13 protein-coding genes are annotated in these 22,954 nt (G+C 43.5%); 7 read left to right on the top strand and 6 right to left on the bottom strand.

From position 1 onward, the window contains the following. Positions 1 to 1,269: 1,269 nt before the first annotated feature. The 6 genes from J4861_RS01550 to J4861_RS01525 form a co-directional block, all read right to left on the bottom strand. Positions 1,270 to 2,337, bottom strand: coding sequence for a BACON domain-containing protein (locus J4861_RS01550; RefSeq protein ID WP_211816439.1), 1,068 nt, complete (start codon positions 2,335 to 2,337; stop codon positions 1,270 to 1,272). A 2-nt stretch (positions 2,338 to 2,339) separates the two neighbouring features. Continuing rightward, a complete protein-coding gene (locus tag J4861_RS01545) occupies positions 2,340 to 3,617 on the bottom strand; it encodes a DUF4302 domain-containing protein (protein WP_249110781.1) in 1,278 nt (425 codons plus the stop codon). A gap of 137 nt (positions 3,618 to 3,754) precedes the next feature. Then, the gene (locus J4861_RS01540) at positions 3,755 to 4,642 is read right to left on the bottom strand and encodes a zinc-binding metallopeptidase (protein ID WP_211816437.1); all 888 of its coding nucleotides are present in this window, start codon (positions 4,640 to 4,642) and stop codon (positions 3,755 to 3,757) included. An 11-nt stretch (positions 4,643 to 4,653) separates the two neighbouring features. Continuing rightward, a complete protein-coding gene (locus J4861_RS01535) occupies positions 4,654 to 6,237 on the bottom strand; it encodes a RagB/SusD family nutrient uptake outer membrane protein (protein WP_211816436.1) in 1,584 nt (527 codons plus the stop codon). 11 nt (positions 6,238 to 6,248) lie between these two features. Continuing rightward, on the bottom strand, positions 6,249 to 9,563 hold the full coding sequence (locus J4861_RS01530; protein ID WP_211816435.1) for a SusC/RagA family TonB-linked outer membrane protein: 3,315 nt from the start codon (positions 9,561 to 9,563) through the stop codon (positions 6,249 to 6,251). Between the two features lie 478 nt (positions 9,564 to 10,041). Next, on the bottom strand, positions 10,042 to 12,303 hold the full coding sequence (locus J4861_RS01525) for a TonB-dependent receptor domain-containing protein (RefSeq protein ID WP_249110780.1): 2,262 nt from the start codon (positions 12,301 to 12,303) through the stop codon (positions 10,042 to 10,044). Positions 12,304 to 13,394: 1,091 nt separating this feature from the next. On the opposite strand from J4861_RS01525, the gene J4861_RS01520 reads away from it, so the two are divergent. The 7 genes from J4861_RS01520 (at position 13,395) to J4861_RS01490 (ending at position 22,397) form a co-directional block, all read left to right on the top strand. Beyond that, positions 13,395 to 13,598: a WG repeat-containing protein gene (locus J4861_RS01520; RefSeq protein WP_211816433.1), complete on the top strand. Its 204-nt coding sequence runs from the start codon at positions 13,395 to 13,397 to the stop codon at positions 13,596 to 13,598. A gap of 179 nt (positions 13,599 to 13,777) precedes the next feature. Continuing rightward, the gene (locus J4861_RS01515) at positions 13,778 to 15,091 is read left to right on the top strand and encodes a phosphatase PAP2 family protein (RefSeq protein WP_249110779.1); all 1,314 of its coding nucleotides are present in this window, start codon (positions 13,778 to 13,780) and stop codon (positions 15,089 to 15,091) included. 366 nt (positions 15,092 to 15,457) lie between these two features. Continuing rightward, the gene (locus J4861_RS01510; protein WP_211816431.1) at positions 15,458 to 17,959 is read left to right on the top strand and encodes a TonB-dependent receptor; all 2,502 of its coding nucleotides are present in this window, start codon (positions 15,458 to 15,460) and stop codon (positions 17,957 to 17,959) included. 9 nt (positions 17,960 to 17,968) lie between these two features. Continuing rightward, the gene (locus J4861_RS01505; protein ID WP_211816430.1) at positions 17,969 to 19,045 is read left to right on the top strand and encodes a DUF4249 domain-containing protein; all 1,077 of its coding nucleotides are present in this window, start codon (positions 17,969 to 17,971) and stop codon (positions 19,043 to 19,045) included. 779 nt (positions 19,046 to 19,824) lie between these two features. Then, complete coding sequence (locus J4861_RS01500) at positions 19,825 to 20,034, top strand: hypothetical protein (RefSeq protein WP_346267010.1); 210 nt, start codon at positions 19,825 to 19,827, stop codon at positions 20,032 to 20,034. Positions 20,035 to 20,077: 43 nt separating this feature from the next. Then, positions 20,078 to 21,652 (top strand): hypothetical protein, encoded by a 1,575-nt coding sequence (locus J4861_RS01495; protein ID WP_211816615.1) that lies wholly within the window; start codon positions 20,078 to 20,080, stop codon positions 21,650 to 21,652. A 289-nt stretch (positions 21,653 to 21,941) separates the two neighbouring features. Next, positions 21,942 to 22,397 (top strand): HU family DNA-binding protein, encoded by a 456-nt coding sequence (locus tag J4861_RS01490; RefSeq protein ID WP_211816429.1) that lies wholly within the window; start codon positions 21,942 to 21,944, stop codon positions 22,395 to 22,397. Positions 22,398 to 22,954: the final 557 nt, after the last annotated feature.

Genomic DNA, 22,954 nt, shown 5'->3' with positions numbered 1-22,954 from the left:
TTGACAAGTTACTTGTAATAAAGAAGAGATTTGTTCTCATGTTACCATGTCTACTTCACAAGCAACTCGTTCACTTATCTACCTGTTAACCATGTTACTTTGTCTCCCTTCGCAAGCAACTTGTCTACTCGTCTAACATGTCTACTCGTCAACCATCGTAAAGATAATTCACAGGTGGAAAATCAGAAGGGTGTTAATAGCGTTCAAATTAACGCCCTTTTGGCTTGCAAAAGATGCCCTTTAAGACCCTTACTAACGCCCTTTTGAAATCCAATTAAGCACCTTTTAGTTTACGACTTTATAAACTATTGATTCTCTGTTAGTTGCAGAGTAATTTTTAAAGAGGCTTTTCTCGTGACTTTGAAGGGGGATTAAGCGAGAATATATAATGATTTTTTCATAGTCTAATAGCGGTTTTTCTTATCAGTATTGCAAAGTAATACCAACTACGAATTTCACAAATTACGCTAATGATTTTTATCCTTTGAATATTGAGGTTTGAACATTGAACTCCTTTACCTTTGAAGTTTGAACTTTGAACATTGAACTTTATGATATGTACCTTTAATGACTACGAATTTCACTAATTACGCTAATGATTTTTATCCTTTGAACATTGAGGTTTGAACATTGAACTTTATGATATGTACCATTAATGACTACGAATTTCACTAATTACGCTAAACTTATTGCTATATAATTCGTGTCATTCGCGTAATTCGTAGTTAATTGTATGAATTATGTTTTAACCCTTGAGCTTTGAACTGTCACTATATCGGTAATCATAATTATGGATTATGAATTCTGAATTAAAATAGTAATTATAAATTATATTTCAAGTAATCAACCTTTCCAATTCACTCCAATTCTTTCCAATTCTGCAAACATTGGAAAGAATTTGAAGGTTGTTAAGGGGGCAAGTGGACGAGTGAACAAAGTGGACGAGTGGACAAGATGCTTGTGAAAAAGGATAATAGATGATAGCAAAAAGAAAACGAGTGAATAAGGGGGCAAGTGGACGAGTTAAACAAGTGAACGGGTGGACAAGATGTTTGTGATAAAGGAAAATAGATGATAGCAAAAAGAAAACGAGTGAACAAGTTAGGAACTCATTCACTCGTCATCTAAAATATGTTCGTATGTTACTTTGAAGTGAACGAGTTAACAAGTAGACGAGTTAACAAGTTACTTGTTAACCATGTTACTCTGTCTCCTTCACAAGCAACTTGTTAACTCGTCTACTTGTTAACTCGTCAACTTGAACAACACCTACTTCCGCGTAAGTTTTGGCTGCACATAGACCTCACCGATACCACGGTAGGCACCCATGACTGGTTTAGAATCGGAGAAACGGTTCCAGCCGTAAGAGGAGAAGGTCTGCTCAGAGGCAAGTTTCTGTGCTTCCTTGAAGACGAGGTTGCCAGCATCGTCAATCGCTAAGAGGATGCTCTCCTGCGTACCATTGATGGCTGTCTCATGCTCCTTACTGAAGTCGTCGGCAACGATGACAGAGATAAGGTATTCGTAAACACCAGTCTGCACCTCGTTCTTAGCAACGACCTTACCATTGGTCATCTTGAAACCCTTACCAGGAATGAAGTCTACTGCCCACGTGTATTTGTTATCAACGATGAAGTTAGCCTTGTTGGTACCAGCTGCAGCCTCGATACGCACGTCAGAAGTCTTCTTAGACAAAGTACGGTCAGCATTACGCATCTTTGCTGTCTGCTTGTATTCGCCAACGAAGTCTGCCAATGAAGCCTGAACCACCTTCAACGAGTCAACTAAGCCCACAGCCTTAGCGATAACCCAGCCTACACGTGCCTTACCCGTTGTGTTCTCAGCCACCTTTACGCCTACTTCGTTACCTTTCTGCTCAACGGTAATCCAGTCGCCCGTAGTAACATAGGTGACAGGAACGTTAGCCGTAGCGATGAGCGTCTTCTGAATAGCCTTGTCATCGGTGAAGATATCCTCACCAGCAGGCAGACCGAAGGTGACACCCTCCTGCTGAACGTTAAGGGTGATAGAGTCGCCCTGAAGGTTCTTAATAACGAGGAGCGTGTTACGCGACTGTGGGCTGGTATTTGTCGCTGCAGTCAACATAAGTGTCTCAGCTTTCTTCGTAACCGTCAGCCACGCATCCTGCGCATAAGCTTGAGCAGGTTCAGAAGCCATCTTCACCTCATTCGTACCACCAATCACGTTGAACGCCGTCTGCGCCTTTACGACCTTCAATCCCGCAGCATACTCAGGCAGTTCGTTATTATCGTTGCTGCATGCCGTCCCAAGAACGGCAGCTGCAACGAGCATGAATATTGAAATATACTTCTTCATAATTAATTAATTTTCGTCATGTACTGGATATTTGGCAATGTGAAGGCAAATACGTAGTTGCCTTGAGCATCGGTGACAGGCTGGAGATCTTCGCCATAAGCCACACCGAAGAAGGAGTCTACAGCATGTCCTGTAATCTGACCACTGTCTTCAGCCTTAGCACGCTGCATATCTTCATCCCATGTGAAGAACAAGCTACCCTTTCCTTCACCGAAGAGTTTGCCCTCCTTCTGCGATGCTGGAATCATTACGATACCCGCAGGATACTTATAAGTAGGGTCGGTCACTGGCTGTCCAGGAAGCTCGAGGTGGCCCGTAGCAGGGTCGTAAGTCAAGAGAATCTCATAGTTGATATTATTAATATTCAACTTACCCTTCAGCGTATTTGCCACAGAACCCATCTCCAAGGTAAGCTTGATACGCTTACGCAGGTTCGTCTTGAGTTGCCATTCACCAATCCAGAAGTCGATATTCTTATGACTCTTAGGCAAGAACTGAATGATTTTAAGGTCGTCTTGTGTCAGCGAGTGGTCGGCATCATTCCATGTAAAGTGCTGATACTTCTTGTTACCGATGACGATAGGTTCACGAAGAACGATACCTGTATTGGTCGTACAATAAGGCATCTCCCACTTCTTATCGCCCAAGGTAACAGTAAGACGTCTAACCTCCTGCGTGAGTGTTCCCTGTCCTAAGGTGTCATTACCCAAAACGAAGTCGTAGGTCTCGACATTCATACCCCCCATCACAGTCACAAGACCGAGCATATACTCCTCCCAGTTAGTACCCTTTGGCAGACGAGTAAGCACCATCTCATTGTGCCACTTACGTCCTTTCAGGAAGATGCTGTCGTTGGTTGCACGGAGGATAGAGAACTCATAGTCGCCCTGCGCACCATCAGGACTACCCAACCAAGTCTCAGCCAATGGGTGAATCACTGCGTTATACTCATTGAACGACAAGGTAGGACCCAAGTCTTTCACTACATCGTAGCCCGAAGTAGCCTTTGCTTCAACATCCTTCACGTCACCCATAGCGGTAACATGACCATTCTTGAACTTCAGCAACAGCGTATAACCACCGTAGCTATAGTTCTTTCCCGTATAATACTGCATTACCCAACCTTCCTCTGACGACTCTAAAAGTGCCTTATAGTCAGCAACCTTCTTCTCAATTCGCTCAGCCGCAGGGAGGTCGAAAGTGGTCTTATCGTCATGTAGACACGATTGCAAAGAAAGTGTCAGTACGATAGCCATGAATAGTAAATATACCTTTTTCATTTGCGTATTCATTTATTTTTATCAGGTTCTGAACTTAGTTCTTTATTCTCACCTCATGTACTTGCATGGGAAAGCTCATCCTAAGTCAGCAACCCTTGTTTAATTATTTATTGATAATATGTACACTCACTGCTCTATTAGTTGAGCGTGTTCAAATCGAGTGTACCAATCTTTCCACCTCTTCTGAGGATCGCATTGCGCAGCAGTTCGATGTCAACATTCCATGAATTGCTCATGTACTCGCGAATAATCTTCAGCTTTTTGTTGATAATCGTACCGCCCTTGTTACCCGCATTCTTCATGATTGTAGCCCAATCCTCTGGCGTACTGGTCACGTAGATAGAGTAAAGTTCGGCAATATCCTCAGCAGGATTCTCCATAGAGTAAGCCGAAACGAAGCCCATGCTCTGCGCCTTCTTGTCAGGAATAGAAGTCCAGTTACCACTTACGTAGTCAGAGCGTGAGATGTTATCATACGACTCATCGTAAGGCTTCTTCTGATTAAGAATGTGCATGAACTCATGGTGCATCGTGTGGAAATAGTAGTTATTCATACTACCATAGTCCTTCAGCTGGTCATCGGTAAGGGCATTTACCTTACCTAATCTTACCTTATAACCACCCTCAGCACTACCAACTACCTCCGTGCGATAACGTGTGTAACCCGGAGTACCAGTCACTAAGATGATACGTGGGGCATTCTCCTTGATGAAGTCAAGTCCGACGGTCTCTGCATAAGCATCAAACCACATATACTTTGTGAGGATTGCTAACTTCACCGTCTTTGCAGAGTCGGCAGGAACAAAGTTATAAGCCTGCTCGGTCTCCTCTGTTTTCAGACGATATTGGAAGTCTATATTATAAGGCATGGTGTAGTTCTTATACAACCACTGGTCGAAGGCATTGCGCTCCACAGCCTTTGTAGAGAAGATAGAGTCACCGCTTATCTTGTCATCACTACATGAAGACAAGATTGCGCCACAGCTGACAAGAGCGATTGCAACCAAATATAAATACTTTTTCATAACCTATCGTTTTAATTATTACGTGGATTAGGTTTCACACCTGCTGTGATGACGTCCTGTGGCAACTGAATAGCCAAACGTGGGTCGCCAACCTTCATAGAGTCGGTTACGGCAGTAACGTTTGACTGCACATCAACCTTTCTACGATACATTGTTATACCATAACGCTTAACATCCTGCAGACGGAAACCCTCATGGATGGTAACTAATCGCTTCAACTGTAAGAGACACTGCAAGAGAGGTTCCTGTGTGGTTGCCTCAACAGTGAACAATGGATTGAGTTTCTTCTTTGGTGTTGGCTTTGTTGGTGTGTAATAAGCCATTGAACCATAGAAGTCTTGAATGTCTGCAAGTGTGAGTTGCTTTCTATTCTTTGAGAAGACAGTCAACTCGGTGTTGATGTCCTTCAAAGCCTTGTCATATTGACCTAAGAGGGCATAAGCCTCTGCACGCTCAAGCAAGGTGATGTCTGTGCTGAACACTGCATACTCTCCGTAAGGTACTCCAATCTCCGCAGTTGCGTCGATGACCTTAGGAACGTAAGGGATTTTGCGCAAGCAATACTTTGATACACCATTATTATATAGAACGGTATAGTTCAAACTTGAACCGCTGTCACCCCATGGACCCGGAGCCTGCAGAGTTTCGTTCTTGCTAATCAATTCGCCATGTGCATACTTGCTACCAGCCTGAATAGGAATACTGATAACACCCCACTGTGAAGGAACTGGCAACAACATGATGTTCGCATTGTTACTTGCATTCACAAAGGCGTTTGGCTGTACGTTACCACTTGGACCCAAGCGGTTCCATTCTGCCCAGTTGCGGAGAATGTCTGCTGGCTGATTGCCCAATACCATATCAGCATACTTCACAGCCTTGTCATACTGCTGTGCATAGAGATAGAAGCGAGTTGCGAAAGCATAAGCCGCCTGCTTGGTGAAGTGGAACTTTGGCTTTGCATACTTTGTACCGACAAGGGCAATACCCTTCAACATATCTGCCTCAATCTTCTGATAAAGCTCAGCTAATGTACCACGCTCTATCAATCTACCAACAACCTTCTCTGGCTCTGTTGGATAAGGCAAACCCAACTCTTTGGCAGCCGTAGTCTTTTCGTAAGCCTGACAGAAGACGGTTGACAACTGAAACATTGAGAACGCTCTACAAAGCAAAGCCTCGCCCAACTGTGCACGATAGTCTTCCTCTGACTGCGCATCCTTGACAGTACGCTCAATGTATTCAATTGCCTCATTACAAGCTGATATAGCTGCATAATGCGCTGACCAGAGCTGATAAGGTGTCTCGGTATTGCTCACATCGTCAATATCTTTCCACTGATAAGCCTGCTCTTGGAAACGGTCGAACGCACTCCAAGTACTATGCAACTGCTCGTCAGTATTGTCCGAATACATCTCAGTGAGGTAAGCTGGGTGCGCCTGTGGATAAGCACTCACCAACAACTGGCTCACCTCCGTAGGGTTCTTGAGGTCCATGCGACTGTCTGGATACTTGTTAAGGAAATCGTTACACGATGTAAGTGCAAGCGAAATCGCAGCCACTGGCAAGTATATAATATATTTTTTGACTTTCATCTTCATAAGTTTTAAAGTCCAAGTTTTACTGTTAGCGTAAATTGTTTTGGCATAGGCGATGCAACACCACCCACATTATAGAACTCTGGGTCCTGACCATTGAGTCGCTTGTCAGCATAGAGAAGGAAGAGGTTGGTAGCTTGAAGCTTCAACGATACGTTCTTGATCATGCTGCTCTGGAACATCTGCGCAGGGAAGTCATAGCCTAAAGAAATCTCTTTGAGGCGGATGAAGTCGCCCTTTGCAATACGTGCATCGCTGTAGTTGTAAGCGTTGTAACCCAAGCGAACATTGGTGTTTGCCATATACTGGCTCTTTGAAAGGATACCCGGAACGTTGGTTTCTTTCTCCTCACCTGCTGCCATCCAACGGTTCTTGAATGCGTTGGTCATTGAAACGAGATCGTTATAACGTGCACGGAACTTAGGATCAAGGCGTACTACATTACCGAAGGCATAAGTGAAGAACACGTTCAGACGGAAACCACGATAGGTAAACATATTGCCAAGCGAACCTGTATGTGGTGGGTCGGTAGGACCTTCATACTTCAAGAAGTCGGTCTTTGTACGCTCTTGGAAGTTGATATCGTCGGTTGTCACCTGACCTTTCTCGTTGAGTACCATTGGCATACCCTCGCTATTCAAGCCCATGAATGGGATTGAGAACAAGGCACGAGCAGGATAACCCTTCTTCGCAAAACCGTTACCACTCACAAGACTCATCACGTTACCTTGATTGAAAAGCTTTGTTATCTCGGTCGTTGCGTAAGAGTAGATGAAGTTAGTTGTCCAAGAGAAGTTCTTCTTCTTAATGTTAACAGAAGAGATACTCAACTCAAGACCATTAGAATTCATCTCGGCAACGTTGGCAGCACGGATAATCTCACCACCCAAACCTGCTGTTACCATCGGACCAATCTCGTCGAAGTTTCTACGTGTATAGTAGTCGAAGGTGATACCCAAACGGTTGTTCCACAGTGAGGCATCGAAGCCAAGATTCAACTCGTTCTTCTTCTCATAAGTAAGGGTTGAGTTTGCCAACTCGCTCAATTCAAGCTGTGGCTCCTGATCTTCTGCAAAGAGACGGAAAGGAGTTGAAGCGGTGATGATAGCGGTTGAGTTACTATAAGACGCATCTGGAGGTGTACCCGTAAGACTGTAAGAGGCACGCAGGGTAAGTTTGTTTAATGGAGAGAGCTTGTTAAACCAGTTCTCCTCATGTACGTTCCATGCACCAGACACGTTCCATGTAGGCATCCAGCGTGCGCTTGAGTTACGACCCATCTGGTTTGAACCTTCATAACGAAGTGTACCATTAAAGACGTAACGACCCTGATAGCTGTAAGTAGTGTTACCATAGAAGGCTACACTGCGTGAGTTGGTTGGGTTAATAGTATAATAGGTATTGCCCGACTCCAATGCTCGCTTGAAATACTGATAGATATAGAACGGTACCATACCTGCATCATAACGCAGACCAGCACCCTCGAAGGCATTACGCTGACGTTCGATGCTCTTCAATTCCATACCACCAAAGAGGTTTACGATATGCTTGTCGGCAAAGGTGTGACTATAGTTTGCCGTTGCACGAATATCATAATCGCTCATGCGGTTGTCGCCCTTATGATACAAACCACCATATGGCAATACGGTCATTGGCAATACGTAAGGGTTATTAGGGTCCTTATAAAGATACTTGTTGGCATCGCGGATAATTCCGTTTGACATCGCACGATAAGCCAATGCCTGATTTGAATTATCCTTCACAAAATGCTCCTGTGTTGAAGCCATATACTTAAATGCACCCAAGACTGACAGCTCCAGACCTTGGATAGGCTTATACTTCAATTCCAATTGGAAACGAGCATCGAGGGTGTTGAGGTCGATATAGTTGTTATTCAACTCATTGAAGATGTTGAATGGTGCATAATTCGCTACGTAGGTTGCTGACGGATCAAGTACACGTGAGGTGTTACTTGCGTAGGAATATGGGTTGATATCGAAGTCACGCTTCACCTCACCACCTACGACGTCAACGTCCTGACCAAGTGTTCCTGGCGCACGCTGCTTACGATAAGCGGCACCACCAATGAGGTTCAACGACAGCTTGTCTGACAAATGCTGTGTGAGGTTCACATTGAGCGTATAACGGTTTACGCTACTCTGCTTATACCATCCTGGGTCTAACAACGCACTGAACGATGCATAGTAGTTTGACTTCTGTGTACCACCGCTCAAGCTGATAGAGTGGCTTTGCATAATGTTAGATGAGAACAACTCCTTAAACCAGTTGGTATTGCGGAACTCTGCACGCTGTAGATAGCGGTTGCGAGCCTCTGTGGTGTTCTCTAAAGCAAAACGCCCTGTACGTGCATTATACGTGTTAATCAGCTCGTACATCTTTCCATATACACCATACTCGCTACCATTGAGTACCTCAGAGAAGTTCAACCATCCTTTATCTGCTAACTCTCTGTAGATACCCATCTGCTCCTTTGAATCGAGGATATCGAAGTTGCTATAAGAGGGAACGAGACGAGAGGTGAACTCACCAGTATAACTGATGTGTGCCTGTCCTTGCTTTCCTTTCTTCGTAGTAACGACAATCACACCTGCCATCGCGCGCGCACCATAGATAGAAGTGGCTGAACCGTCCTTCAAAATCTGGAAACTCTCGATGTCGTCGGCATTAAGACCAGCTATCGCAGAAGAGATAAGGGTCTCTGGATTACCTGATGCCAAGTCGTCGGCACCGACATTGGCTGCGTCTTCCATGATGACACCATCGACAACCCAAAGTGGCTTACTGCTACCATAGATAGAGGTGGCACCACGAATGCGAATCTTTGGTGACGTACCGAAGGTTCCACTGACGTTCTGCACAGACACACCCGCTGCCTGACCTTCAAGCGAACGGCTGATATCTGCCACACCACTCAGGCGTGCCTTCTCAGCATCAACCTTGTCGGTAGCACCCGTAAACAAACGGCGGTCGGTGCGGGTAAGACCCGTCACAACAACCTCGTTCAGTGTCTGAGTGCTTGACTTTAGCACCACCTTCATGTCGGTAGTACCCTTCAGTGTCTGCGATGCCATACCGATGTAGCCCACAGTAATCTGAGGATTAGCGACGTCAGTGGTAAGCGAGAACTTACCATCAACATCGGTTACTGCACCCGACTTGGTGCCCACTACCATAATGGTAGCACCGATAACGGGTTCGTTATCGTCGGCAGCCACTACAGTACCCGAAATTTTAGTTTGTGCCAATGCCGTGCTTATGCACATAAACAGCATGGCAAAACACATAAGTAACTTTTTTCTCATAGAACATTGTTATATTTAGTCTGATATTATTTAATGCGGTTATTAAAACTCTTTTCTTTCCTATTAAAGGACAAACAAAAACGCTCTCTTGCGCCTTCACACTTAGCCATTATACAAAGTCATAGTATGAAAACATCTATTAATTTAACAAACTTACAATACATACATATTATATTAAGTTGCAAATTTAGCAAAAAATATTCAAAAAACAAGTTATTGCAACATTTATGACACATTTACACATAATTAACAGTGGGGAGAGAGTACGCCACACGGAGAAAAGGAGAGTACGAAGGCTGATCAATTTCTTTATTTTCTCACAGATAGTACAGAAGAACAGAGTCCATAGGACGCACAGAAACCTAAAGGTTATAGATGACACAGAACATTAAAACAGAAATCCTGCACAAGCAACTCGTTTACTTGCTAACTTTTATTGTCAGTCCAAAAACTTTGAATAATTTTCATCTCTCTTATTTTATTTCTTAATATCCGGCAGGCGATTCATTTCGCTGTTATTGATATTTACATCCGTTCGTTTGGCTTTATGCTTTCCAAAATTATACGTTAACCCTACACGTAACGAAGTATTGTCATTATCTATGTTATTTCTGAACATATAATCGTTGTATGCCACTCGGTTATGAGCTTTGGTACCTCCAAAGATATCCTGCGCCAGAACATTCAGCAAGAGCTTATTCTTTAGGAGATTGATTTTGCAGCCCAAACCTAAGCAATCGATATTCCCAGTATGAAAAGATTCTTCCACTCCCGGAAATACATGATAATAATTTGCAAAAATGGTCATAGCCTTGTAGCGATAACTAAGATTTGCAGAGAGAGTCGTGTTCAAGCTCTTCAAATCCGAATCATCCAGTTCTTCTGCCATAGACTTGGCCTTCAGATAGTACATAGAAGCACTTGTATACAAGTTGAATTTACCCCACGAGAAATTATAACTAACATCTCCGCCGTAGGTGTTTATGGTTAGGCAGTTCTTGGGATAGTACTTGGTATATAAATCATCAACCACTTGTATCAGGCTCTGTATGGCGTCAGAAGTGTGATAGTAGTACAAATCTACATTAAGGTTTCCCTTAAAGACATAGTTAAACTCTAAATTATCCATGATGGACGGAACAAGCCTGTCGTTTCCTTCCGAGTAAGAATAAGTGTCGCGATAAACCTTTGTCGGATCCATATTGTTCATACTTGGCCGGTTGATTCGCTTGCTATATCCTAAAGAGAAGGAATGGTCGTCGGAAGGATTATAGGAAAACTCTGCGAACGGAAACCAATGATGATATTTATTGGAAACGGTTAAACCGCCAAGCGTTATCCCATTATTGCTTGTATGCTCATAGCGCAACCCTGCCTTGGCATAAAAAGGACCAAAGTTCCGGTGAACATCTGCATAGAGGGCCGTTATTGTTTCTTTGAACAAGAAACCATTGCTGCCTCCGTAATCCGAAATGTTGTTCGTTCTGAAATGGGAGTACTTGCCACCCACCTCAAAGTTCAGCCACGTAAAGGGAAGGTTTAAGTCTGCGCTGAGAGTATTCACCACATTGCTGTAATTGTCCCAACTGCTCGAAAAGGGGTGAGCCGAGCCAGAATCGTACACCTGGTTGACATCATCGCTTAAATGAATGTAATTATAATTCAGCGTTAGCTTCTTACCTATGCTGTCCAGCTTCCATTCCACATAAGGGGAAATCGTTTCCAAACGATACTTGTCGTGAGTCTGCTCCGAATAGGTGTTCGACGGATAAGAACCATCACTGAAGTTCATTTCGCCCTTGTGAAAGCCCTTATTACGAGAACGATTGAGAGTGGAAAAGAATCCTATTTTTACATGCCCTATTTGATAGCTGCTATTAAGATTCTGGCTCAATATGTCATAGCGGTTAAGAGCATAATCGTTCGTAACACGTGTGTATGTCGGATAGATGTAAGAGCTTTTCATCTTCTGAGGGCGTTTTTCGTTGGAGTTGTCGACTTTGTACTCTACCGAAAAATTACCTGATGAGAACGACAAGTCAGCTCCCTCCTCGGCTGCAAAATGAGTGCGTTGTGTCAGCAAGGTGTGAATTTTTCCATCAAAACCTACCGGCTTGCTTTTTAGGATAATGTTCAGCACTCCGCTGTTACCCGCAGCATCAAATCTGGCAGAAGGATTTGTAATGAGTTCTATTTTACTAATGTTCTCAGAGGGTAACGTACGCAAATACATATCCAAATCCTTTCCCTCCAAATTAACCCTGTGTCCGTCCACCAATACAAGAACATTGCTCTTTCCTATTATCTTTATCTCCTCGCTTGTCGGGTCTATGCGAGGGATATTATGAAGTAAATCGCGTGTACTGAACCCCTGGGCAAAAGGACTGTTCTGAACTAAATATACAAGTTTTCCGGCTTTCTGACTAAGCATTCTGCGCTGAGAGGTAACCGTAACCTCCTTCATTGTGTATTTCTTTATTTCTAAAGGAATATCACCCAAATCGGTGTCGGCTTGCACATCGAGGGTGTCGGTCTTAAGAATATCGCCCAACTGTCGGTATCTGAACACATACTTGCCCGAAGAAAGCGAAAGAGCAAACCTGCCTTCTTCATCCGATAAGCTGCTGGAAGTGACATCCCCGCCAAGAGGGCTTACTAATATCTCAGCGGCATCCAAAGGAGTAGTCCTGTCTACCTTCTCCACCAACCTCCCCTTCAGCTGCCATTGCTGGGCATACATAGGCTGGCTCGATAGTAAAAGAAATATAAAACTTATAGGTGTGAACTGCAAAATTGAATGTAAAGATTTTACCATTATCATATTACATAGTATTTTTATATTAGGTTCATAAAGCATATATTATACTAAGGTACAAAAGTAGTAAAAAAATATTGAAAGAACAATCTATTACTGTTTTTACGTCATTTTTTATGTTGAGTTGATGATTTTATGAGTGCTGAGTTTACAAGTTGTTTGTAGACAGGGTAATAGAAAGACAGAGTAACATAAGAACGTTTTTGTGACGAGTTTTTGAGTGCATAGGTCAGCAAATGAGAACAAACAACTCGTTAACTTGTCCACTCGTTAACTTGTCCACTCGTTAACTTGTCCACTCGTAATTTTGTTACTCAAAAGAACCTTGTTCATTTGTTACTTTGTCTTTCTATTATCCTGTCTTTCTTAGCAAGCAACTCGTTAACTTGTCTACTCGCATTTCCCCACCCTGAAAAAACATTACACTCCCTTAAACAAATCACCTTAAAAAGCATACAAAAACCCAGTTCAAGAGCGACTCTACAACCAACAGAAAATCAAATAGTTATAAAGCCGTAAAGCAAAAGGTGCTTTATTGGACTTCAAAAGGGCGTTAGTAAGCGTCTTAAAGGGCATCTTTTGCAAGCGAAAAGGGCGCTAATTCGAATGGAATTAACGCCCTTTTGATTTTTAGCTTATGAAATTATCTAACAAAAGAAAATGTGCCAGTACACCTTATTGAACCTTTGTGAGTTCATAAATCAGATAACGTCCTGTGAGTGGAATTCTTGTTCTTTGAAAGGTGTCATAAAATTGCACTGCGTATGCATTGAAAGGACGAAGATAAATCTTAAGCTTACTTGTTTTTACATTATAATATCCGTAGCCGTTAAAATAAGTTCTAAGATAGCTTGCGCTTGCTATTGTGTAACCGCTCATACGTGTCGCGTGACAAGGATAAATAGCTATAGGTATATTTTTCTTTATCGTATATGATTAGAGAGTCGAGGTCAAGCCTTGAATTGGAATAATAATTTTGGTTCTTCCCATATCATGAGGGATTGGCAGCTGTGGCAGTGGGATGCAAGACAGTGCGACCTGCTGATAATCCAGAACACGAATATGCCGTTGGAGGTAAGTGGGGATTTATTGATAAGCAGGGCAATGAGGTTGTGCCGTTGCAGTACGATAGCATCGCTAATTATCGTCAGGTTAAGAATAATAAGGTCCTTGTCTTGAAGGATGGTAAGTGGAAGGCTCTCCAACTCAGCGGTCGCTGACCAAAGGAAATAATGAGGAGAGGGTGTGTGAATTTTGGTAAATTATAATCATTTATCGACAGATAGTTGTTAAGATTACTCTTAAAGGTAAAAATATTCTCATTTTCCGTAGAAAAGTTGTAATTTTGTAGCCGATAAACCCATGTTAGACAAACTTACTATCAATGCTCGTTGAGGAGATGAAACGTTTTAAGGAGTTTTTACCGATACTATTCGTATGTCTTTGTTGTCAGGCAAAGGCATCTGCTGTATTGCAAGATAGCATACGGCTTGCAGACTCAATAAAAACGGTTGATAGTTTAAGCCTTGTTGCTGACACAGGTTTAGTTCCTTCTATAAAATGTGTTCCTGCGGAAGGAGAGGATAAGTCTTGTAACACTTCTAAACCGCATTTTGATAGGATTATATATACTTGTACACCACTTATTATAAACGGTCTTATCATGAAAGGGCAGAGTAGGCAATTTCGTGGTTTGCGAAATGACTATATACCAAGATTTGATAATAGTTTAGATAACTACACGCAGTATCTCCCTGCTGTCGTTATGCTTGGCTTAAAGGTTAGTGGCGTGAAAGGTAGAAGTAGCTGGGGGCGTATGCTTGCCTCTGATGCTATGTCGGTAGCGTTGATGGCAGGTATTGTTAATTCGTTAAAGTATTCTGCTCAAGTAGAGCGTCCAGATGGCACGGACCTACGCTCTTTCCCTTCTGGACACACTGCGACAGCCTTTATGACTGCTACCATGCTGAATAAGGAGTATGGCTATCGGAGTCCGTGGATAGGTGTCGGTGCTTACACAGTGGCAGCTGCGACAGGTTTAATGCGTATGGCAAACAATAAGCATTGGCTGAGCGACGTACTGACAGGGGCAGGCGTAGGTATTGTGGCTACAGAGTTGGGCTATTATTTTACGGATTTGATATTTAAGGAGCATGGGTTAAGAAAGGCTGATGTAGAGGAAAAGTTTGATAAGCTACAGAAGCCGTCATACGTTGGTCTTAATTTTCTTATTAATGAGCCGTTAGGTACGTATCTCAATGGGAAAGGCTCAAAAGTTAAGGTGTCGCGTGGATGTACTTCAGCTGTTGAGGGAGCCTACTTCTTTAATCCCTATATTGGTGTTGGTGGGCGGTTCTCTGTGACCCGTACGTCAGTCATCGTAGACAATGTCAAGGCTGAAGATAATGTCTTCGATACGTGGAAGTTAGGTGGAGGTGCTTATTTCTCTTATCCGTTATCAGAGCGTTGGCTTCTCGGTAGTAAACTCTTGGTTTCATCTGTGTTTTATCCCGACATAAAGTTAACGGACGATTTAATTGATTCTCATCATGGAGTAGGTTTTGGAACAGGTCTTTCACTGACCTTCAGAGTTCGTCAGCATTATAATGTTCGTTTCCTTATAGACTACAATCTCTTACCTTATCGTGTGTCAGGAGTGCGCACTTGTTCTCATTCTTTAGGATTAGGCTCCTCTTTTGTCATTAGTTTTTAACCAAGAGTAACGTTAAAACACAAAATCAGCACACACCTCGTTAACCTGCTAACTCGTTACTCAAAAGAACTTTGTTCATCTGTTACTTTGTCTTTTATTTACTCTGTCTACAAGCAACTGGTTCACTTGTCCACCCGTTGACTTGTCTACTTACCATGTTACTTTGTCTTTGACACAAGCAACTCGTCTACTCGTAAACTTGTCTACTTGTCTACTCGTCTACTATCATGAATTACACCAGTAATCATAATTATGAATTTTGAATTATGAATTTTGAATTCTGAATTTTGAATTATGAATTTTGAATTCTGAATTCTGAATTCTGAATTAAAAGCATTATCTTTGCACCGCTTAAATTTATTTCAGATGAATAAACAGTTTTTATTAGCTGCCTTATGGCTCAGCCCTTTGGGATTGTATGCACACAAGGCTAATGGGATTGGTGCGGTAACATGGAAAAACGAAGCGCCAATAGAAAGAATGATTCGGGGCATTGATGAGGACAAGACGCACCTGCGTTTTACGCTCAGTGGATATGTGAAAGACCGTAACGGAGAACCACTTATCAATGCAACTATCTACGACCTCACCACACGACAAGGCACGATGACGAATGCCTACGGACATTTCTCGCTCACGTTGGGCGAAGGACAACACGAAATTAGGTGTAGCTACGTAGGATATAAAACCCTTATTGAGACCATTGACCTATCTGCAAACCAAAACCATGACATCATCTTGCAAAACGAAGCACAGTTGGATGAGGTGGTTGTGACGACAGACCTGAACTCACCTTTGTTGAAAACGCAGACTGGAAAACTCTCTCTCTCACAGAAAGATATTAAAACGGAGTACGCACTGTTGAGTAGTCCGGATGTTATCAAGACCTTACAGCGTACGAGCGGTGTGGCTGACGGTATGGAACTTGCCAGCGGTCTCTACGTTCATGGTGGTAATGGCGACGAAAACCTCTTCTTACTCGACGGTACACCTCTCTATCATACCAACCATGCCTTAGGTCTTTTCTCCTCGTTCAATGCCGATGTTGTGAAGAATGTCGACTTCTACAAGAGCGGTTTCCCAGCACGTTATGGCGGTCGTTTGTCGAGTGTCATCGACGTTCGCACGGCTGACGGCGACCTTTATAACACCCACGGCAGCTATCGTATCGGCTTACTCGATGGTGCCTTCCATATCGAGGGACCTATTAGAAAGGGAAAGACATCCTATAACTTCGGTTTGCGTCGTAGCTGGATGGACCTCCTCACACGTCCTGCCTTTGCAATTATGAACCACAAGAGCAACGATGAGGATAAGTTGAGTATGTCGTATTTCTTCCATGACTTAAACTTCAAGTTGACCAATATCTTCAACGAACGTTCGCGAATGTCGCTGAGTGTCTACTCTGGTGAGGACCGATTGGACGCAAAAGACGAGTGGCACAGTAACAATAGCAGTGGTTATAACGACGTAGACATCTATGTGAATCGCTTCCACTGGGGTAACTTCAATGCTGCCTTAGACTGGAACTACCAATTCTCACCGAAGCTCTTTGCTAACTTCACAGCCGTCTATACGCACAATCGCTCAACGGTTAGCAGCTCAGACGAGTGGAGATTTACACGCCCTGGAGAGAAAGAACAGCTGACATTGACCTCTCATGGCTATCGTTCATCTATTGATGACATTGGCTATCGCGCAGCTTTCGACTTCCGCCCAAACCCTCGTCACCACATTCGCTTTGGTCAGGACTATACCTATCATCGCTTCCAGCCACAGACTTACAACCGTTTTGATAACTATCAAACCAATAGTGAGGCAAAGGCTGACACGATTGAGACCCACAGTTATAATAAGAATGTGGCACATCAGCTGACTTTCTATGCCGAAGACGAGATGACACTCAACGAGAAATGGAGCCTCAACGGGGGTGTGAATGCCGATGTCTTCCATATTAGCGGTAAGACCTTCGCAACACTGAGTCCACGTCTTTCGATGAAGTTCCAGCCAACGGAGCGTCTGTCTCTTAAGGCAAGCTACACGCTGATGAGCCAGTTTGTACACAAGATTGCCAACTCCTTCCTCGATCTCCCAACCGACTACTGGGTGCCAACGACGGCTCGACTACACCCGATGCGCTCTTGGCAGGTGGCTGCAGGAGCTTATATGAAACCTAACAAGCACTGGTTGCTCTCGTTGGAGGCTTACTACAAGCGTTCAAGTCATATCCTACAGTATTCAAGTTGGGCAGGATTGGAGCCACCAGCAGCCAACTGGGACTATATGGTTATGGAGGGTGATGGTCGCTCTTACGGTGTTGAATTGGATGCTGATTACAACGTTTCCAACCTCACACTACATGGTTCTTATACCCTCTCATGGACTGAGAAGAAGTTTGATGACTTCTACGATGGTTGGTATTATGATAAGTTTGACAACCGTCATAAGCTCACCCTCACCGGAAGATGGAACATCACAAAGAAGATTGCAGCCTTTGCAGCATGGACATTCCGCACAGGTAACCGCATGACAATCCCTACTCAGTATATCGGATTGCCTGACGTTCCAGCGCAGGAGCAGGGAGGATTGACCTTTAATTCATCTGATGACAACACGTTGAACTTTGCTTACGAAAAGCCTAACAACGTTATCTTGCCGGCTTATCACCGTCTTGACATCGGCTTCGACTTCCATCATACCACCAAGAAGGGGCATGAGCGCATCTGGAACCTCAGTTTCTACAATGCCTATTGTCATCTGAACTCTATGTGGGTACGTGTGAAAATCGACAGCAATAACCAGATGAAGATAAAGAACATAGCATTCATCCCTGTGATTCCATCGTTCAGTTACACATTTAAATTCTAAGTTTCGAACATGAAAAAGATATTTTTCCTCCTCTTCCTTGCCCTATCGGTGATGAGTTGCAAGGATGATTTCAGTGTCAGCAATCTGCCTGATGCAAAGCCAAAGTTGGTTGTCTATTGTATGCCTTCTACTTCCGACACCACTTATATCACGGTGTCACGTAGCATACCTTTGAAACAATATAACGCAACAGAGAAGAATGTGATGATTGATGATGCAGTAATCAGCTATCAATTGAACGGACAGACGAGGACGGTGACTGCCTTGGGCAATGGTCGCTATCGTGTCGTTGGACAGCAGAAGGCGGGCGATAAGGTGCAGTTGCGTGTTGAAGCGCAGGGCTTAGAGGCTGTCGAGTCGTCTACGGAGATTCCACAACCGATTGGTATCAGCAATATTGCCACACGTATGGTACGTATGAAGAGAGACCCTTCGGCAAATGTAGAAGACTTCCTGCAGCTGCAAGCCACCTTCACCGACCCTGCCCAGACACACGATTATTATGCTGTGCGTGTCAAGAGTAAGAAGTTGCGCTACCTTTATATTGATTGTTTTAAAAATATGGGTGGCTATATGCAGGAGGTGATGAGCTACTATTCTTACGCTGACTATATGGAGGGACGTAAGAGCAACAGCTATGATAGTGTGGCTGTAAGATACGACTTGGAAACAGCGTATATACCTATCTCAACGGCAAGTGAACCGCTTCTGAACCCATTGTCAGACATTGACGATGATTTCGACTTCAGTAGTGACTTCTATAAGCAGTTCTATGTCTTCGATGATGCGACAATCAATGGCAAGACTTACACACTTCATCTGAACGTTGAACCTTACACAGGTATAAGAGATGAGACCAAAGCGTCTTTGGCAGAGCTAAAGACAAAGTATGGTATAGAGGAAGGATTACAGTTAGAGTTCTATCACATCGCCCCAGCCTACTACCGTTTCCTACAGGCTTTGAACGATGTTTCGAACAATTCCCTTGCTCAAGCGGGACTCTCTACTATCCGCACCACCTACAGCAATATGCTGAATGGTATGGGAATCTGTGCTGGGTTTAATATGAGCCAAGCAAAACACTAACGAGCCAGAGCCTCACCCCCCAAGAGGATGTGTCAAAATGCAAATTAATAACTTGACAACCTTCAATTTATAAGTAGGATTCTTCTAAAGGCAAAGAAAAGACCATTTCTTTACTCAAAATCGAGTACAGAAATGGTTATTTTTATTGGATTGTTTCAGACTGTAAGATTATCAAAATGGTATTTGTATTTTGACACATCCTCGCGGGGGTGAGGCTTTTTTTCTTCTTTTCCTTGCCCATTCAATTTATTCTTCTTACCTTTGCGGCCGTGAAACAATTAGCAACGACATATCAGACCAATTCAGCGCAGCAAAGAAACTTTGATTTCTTTGCCTTTTTTAGTGCTTTATATTTGGTAGTTTCAGATATTTTGCTAACACACACACACACACGCGCACCTAGCGTTTAATCATACTTTTTTTCTTCCATCCTACGCGCGCGCGAAGCGTGTCGTAACCGTTGTAAACAAAGGACTTCACAGAGTTTCCTTTGTTCGCTTTTTTGTGCCCGTTTGCGAGCTGTTTAGAAAGCAAAATAAGAACGTTTTAAGCACTGATTTTACCACAATAATTCATTGTAATTCTCTGATTAATTTTGTTTTCACTCATCAATGTTTCGGGCAGGCAGTAGTAAGATACTGTCTGCCTGTAGAGGGGGGAGAGGGCAAGCAATCAGAAAGGATAAATAATGAGTTCGTCAGGATGTATATATAAAGGTGACTTAATAAAGCCACATCTAGAGAACAGTAACAACTATTTTTAATCAAATCAAAAAAGCAATGAGAAAGAAACAAGACAGGAAGGATTATTCTGCACCATGTTGTATGATAATCCAAGTAAGCGAAACCACTAATTTGATGGAAACATCTTTCCCCAGTCAGCATAAGCCAGGGCACCATGGTACAGGTCCTTCTGGTGCGAAAGCTGCAACTATATGGCAGGAAGAGGAAGAAGACAATGCAGAAAACACTTCTCCTTGGGAAGACTAAGAGAGTTATCAACAAGAATCAGAAAAGACAAAGTAACAAAGTAATGATGAGAACAAAACAATTATTCAAGACTCGCCTATTGTCCTTTGCAGCCCTTTGCAGTATGGCTTTGGCAGTCGTTTCCTGCGCCAATGAGGATGTTGCACAGAATGGTACGGACACAGGAAGCAATGATAACGATAAGAACATGACAACCTTTGTAGCTGGCAATCCAACGAAGACCCGTACAACGATGGATTACAACAGCGGCGACTTCTATTGGGAAGCAGGCGACAAAATCTATGTACAGGACGATGACGGCGCATGGAAGGTGAGCAGCAATAGTCCAACAAGCAAGACCAGCTATTTCAATTTCAAGGTATCTGGTAAGTTCAATAACCATGCCACCTACAAGGTTTATTACCCAGGCAAGAATGGCAGTAACAACCAAATGACAATCCCCACAGTACAAACACAGACAACTCCTAGCACTACTGATCACTTTGGCACATCTGGCGATTGTGGAATAGCAGACGCTACAGGAACTATAGGTGGTAAAGTCTTTTCTTTCCAACTCGAGCACCAAGCAGCTATCCTCGTCTTCGAACCATTCACAAAGAATGCCGTGTTCAAGAACTGCTATCTAACCAAAGTAGAGGTTACCGCCGATAACAACATCGCAGGCAACTACATCCTCGATCCTAGCAACGGCGAGATTACGGGAGCAGGTAGCGACAAGCAAATCATCCTCACCACCAAGGGTAGCGGTGCATACGCTGATGGTTTTAAGTTGGACAACTCTACCAGCAGCACCACCGCTGACAAGATCTATATGTTTATCAAACCAGGCACACACAAGTTAAAGATTCGTTATTGGTTGAAAGACCTCGTCACTGGAACAGAGGGCACCATCACCAAGGCTCCCGGCTCATTCACTTACGATAAGAATACCTACTACGACATGACTGCTGACCTTGATACCCGCGCCTATAGTGGGCATAACTATTATATGTGGGATGCTCAGCAGCAATACTGGTATGGTTATGAATGGACAAAGAACTTGCCAGCAGGTACAGGTCAACCAACTCTCAATTTCAACAGCTCATCAAACTACGCGCAGGGCAACACTGACTCTCGTTGGTACAACGAGGGCGGTGGTTCAGGTCGCTTCGATGCTACCCAGAGTTGCGCCACTCTTCCTAATGTGAACGAGATGACGTGGTACGCTGCCTATGGCGATCCCCGTTGGGACAAAGACGAGTTATGGACAACTATGGGTCATTTATATCAAGGTGGTATGTGGCTTAAGAAGAAGTCAGTATTGCAAGGCGAAGGTAATTACAGCAGCAACACTGCTGCCGACGGCACAGATTGGCGTACAAATCAAAACAGTAACGGCTGGTCTGCACTTCAGACTCTTCCTTCCGCCGCCGATGCAGGCAACTACTTTTACCTGCCCGCCTTGGGTTACTACGGCGGTGGTCAGCTGCGCAGCGTTACCCGCTACGGCTTCTATTGGTCGTCGAGTATTTACCCAGGGTATAGTAACAGGGCGTACAGCCTACACTTCGTTAAAAATGGCATCACCGTGAGCGACTACTCGTGCTACGACGGGCAGACAGTCGGTGGGTTCGAGTAGTCCTTGCGATTGCCTTTTACCGGTGTCGCCCTCTAAAAGGCGAAGTTTAATGCGAAAAAATAGGACAAAATAGGGGTAAAGACAAACCTCCTTTAACTAATTGATAATCAATGTGTTATAGAAAAGGGTATCTCGGCATAGGACTAAGACCCCCTCGGTATAGGACTAAGGGTACCTCAGTATAGGACCGAGGTACCCTCTGTAACGGACTGAGATAGGCTGTTGCTTGAAAATAATTTACATATCGTTTATAATAAATCTATTTATTAATCTTTAAAAGTTTGAGACTATGGCTTTTTTCAAGAAAGTGAAAAAGAAAATTACAGGTTTGTGGTATCCACAGGTGGTGACGGTTGGAAAGCCCGTAACAACAGACCAAGTGGCTGACCGATTGGCACTGATTTCAACCGTGAGTCGTGGTGACACGTATGCAGTGTTGAAAGATTTAGGCGGTGTACTGGCTTCCTTTATGGCCGAGGGTCGCACGGTGAAACTAGAGGGTGTAGGTACATTCTACTATACGATTAATGCCGATAAGGGTATCGCAAAGCCTGAAGAAGTAACAGCAAAACAGATTAAGGGTGTGCGTGTTCGCTTCATCCCTGAATCATCGCGCACGCAGAACAACAAGGTTGCCACTCGTTCGCTAGTTTCTGAAACTATCTACTGGGAGGAGTGGAAGGACGAGAAGAAGAAGGAGAAAGAGAAAGGGAAGAAAGAGGAAGGAGGACCAGAGGCGGGATAAAACAACAACAACTGGCCTCACCCCCCAGCCCCTCTCCAAGAGGAGAGGGGAGTGAAATGCGCAGTTTGCTAGAGGAGGATGGAAGCTAGATGGTGTTAGTTGGTGATGAAAGGGAGGAGAGCTGGTAGCGGGAGCTATATGCAAGTAGAGGGTTTGTCAAAATGCAAATTAATAAGTTGACAACTCTCAAACTATAAGTAGTTTTTTCCTAAAAGCAAAGAAAAGACCATTTCTTTACTCACAAACGAGTACAGAAATGGTCATTTTTAATGAACTGTTTCAAACTGCAAGATTATCAAAATGGTATTTGCATTTTGACACATCCTCAGTGCTAACAAAAATTCGCTTCGAGATTACTTAAAGACTTTCCCAATCAATAGGGAAAATTTGCTATCTACTCTCCTCGCCATTTCTCTCCCAAAAGGAAATATAAAGCATAAAGAAAGCCAGCCCCCTCCCCCTCTCAGAACCAATGGTCACTGACCAAAGGGAAGTAATGAGAGAGCGGGAGTGCTGGCAACAATTCGCTTTGAGATGATTTAAGGTTCTTCCGTTAA

Origin of the sequence: Prevotella melaninogenica, assembly GCF_018127925.1 — a bacterium.
In the GTDB taxonomy this organism is placed as follows: domain Bacteria; phylum Bacteroidota; class Bacteroidia; order Bacteroidales; family Bacteroidaceae; genus Prevotella; species Prevotella melaninogenica_C.
Note: the sequence above shows the minus strand (reverse complement) of the source record. Positions and strands in the feature narration are given on the sequence as shown.

Coding starts and splice junctions, on each gene's coding strand:
- J4861_RS01515 (WP_249110779.1), top strand. CDS start 13,778: ATGAAACGTTTTAAGGAGTTTTTACCGATACTATTCGTATGTCTTTGT.
- J4861_RS01550 (WP_211816439.1), bottom strand. CDS start 2,337: ATGAAGAAGTATATTTCAATATTCATGCTCGTTGCAGCTGCCGTTCTT.
- J4861_RS01530 (WP_211816435.1), bottom strand. CDS start 9,563: ATGAGAAAAAAGTTACTTATGTGTTTTGCCATGCTGTTTATGTGCATA.
- J4861_RS01490 (WP_211816429.1), top strand. CDS start 21,942: ATGGCTTTTTTCAAGAAAGTGAAAAAGAAAATTACAGGTTTGTGGTAT.
- J4861_RS01535 (WP_211816436.1), bottom strand. CDS start 6,237: ATGAAAGTCAAAAAATATATTATATACTTGCCAGTGGCTGCGATTTCG.
- J4861_RS01495 (WP_211816615.1), top strand. CDS start 20,078: ATGATGAGAACAAAACAATTATTCAAGACTCGCCTATTGTCCTTTGCA.
- J4861_RS01505 (WP_211816430.1), top strand. CDS start 17,969: ATGAAAAAGATATTTTTCCTCCTCTTCCTTGCCCTATCGGTGATGAGT.
- J4861_RS01500 (WP_346267010.1), top strand. CDS start 19,825: ATGAGAAAGAAACAAGACAGGAAGGATTATTCTGCACCATGTTGTATG.
- J4861_RS01525 (WP_249110780.1), bottom strand. CDS start 12,303: ATGTATGCCCAGCAATGGCAGCTGAAGGGGAGGTTGGTGGAGAAGGTA.
- J4861_RS01510 (WP_211816431.1), top strand. CDS start 15,458: ATGAATAAACAGTTTTTATTAGCTGCCTTATGGCTCAGCCCTTTGGGA.
- J4861_RS01545 (WP_249110781.1), bottom strand. CDS start 3,617: ATGAAAAAGGTATATTTACTATTCATGGCTATCGTACTGACACTTTCT.
- J4861_RS01540 (WP_211816437.1), bottom strand. CDS start 4,642: ATGAAAAAGTATTTATATTTGGTTGCAATCGCTCTTGTCAGCTGTGGC.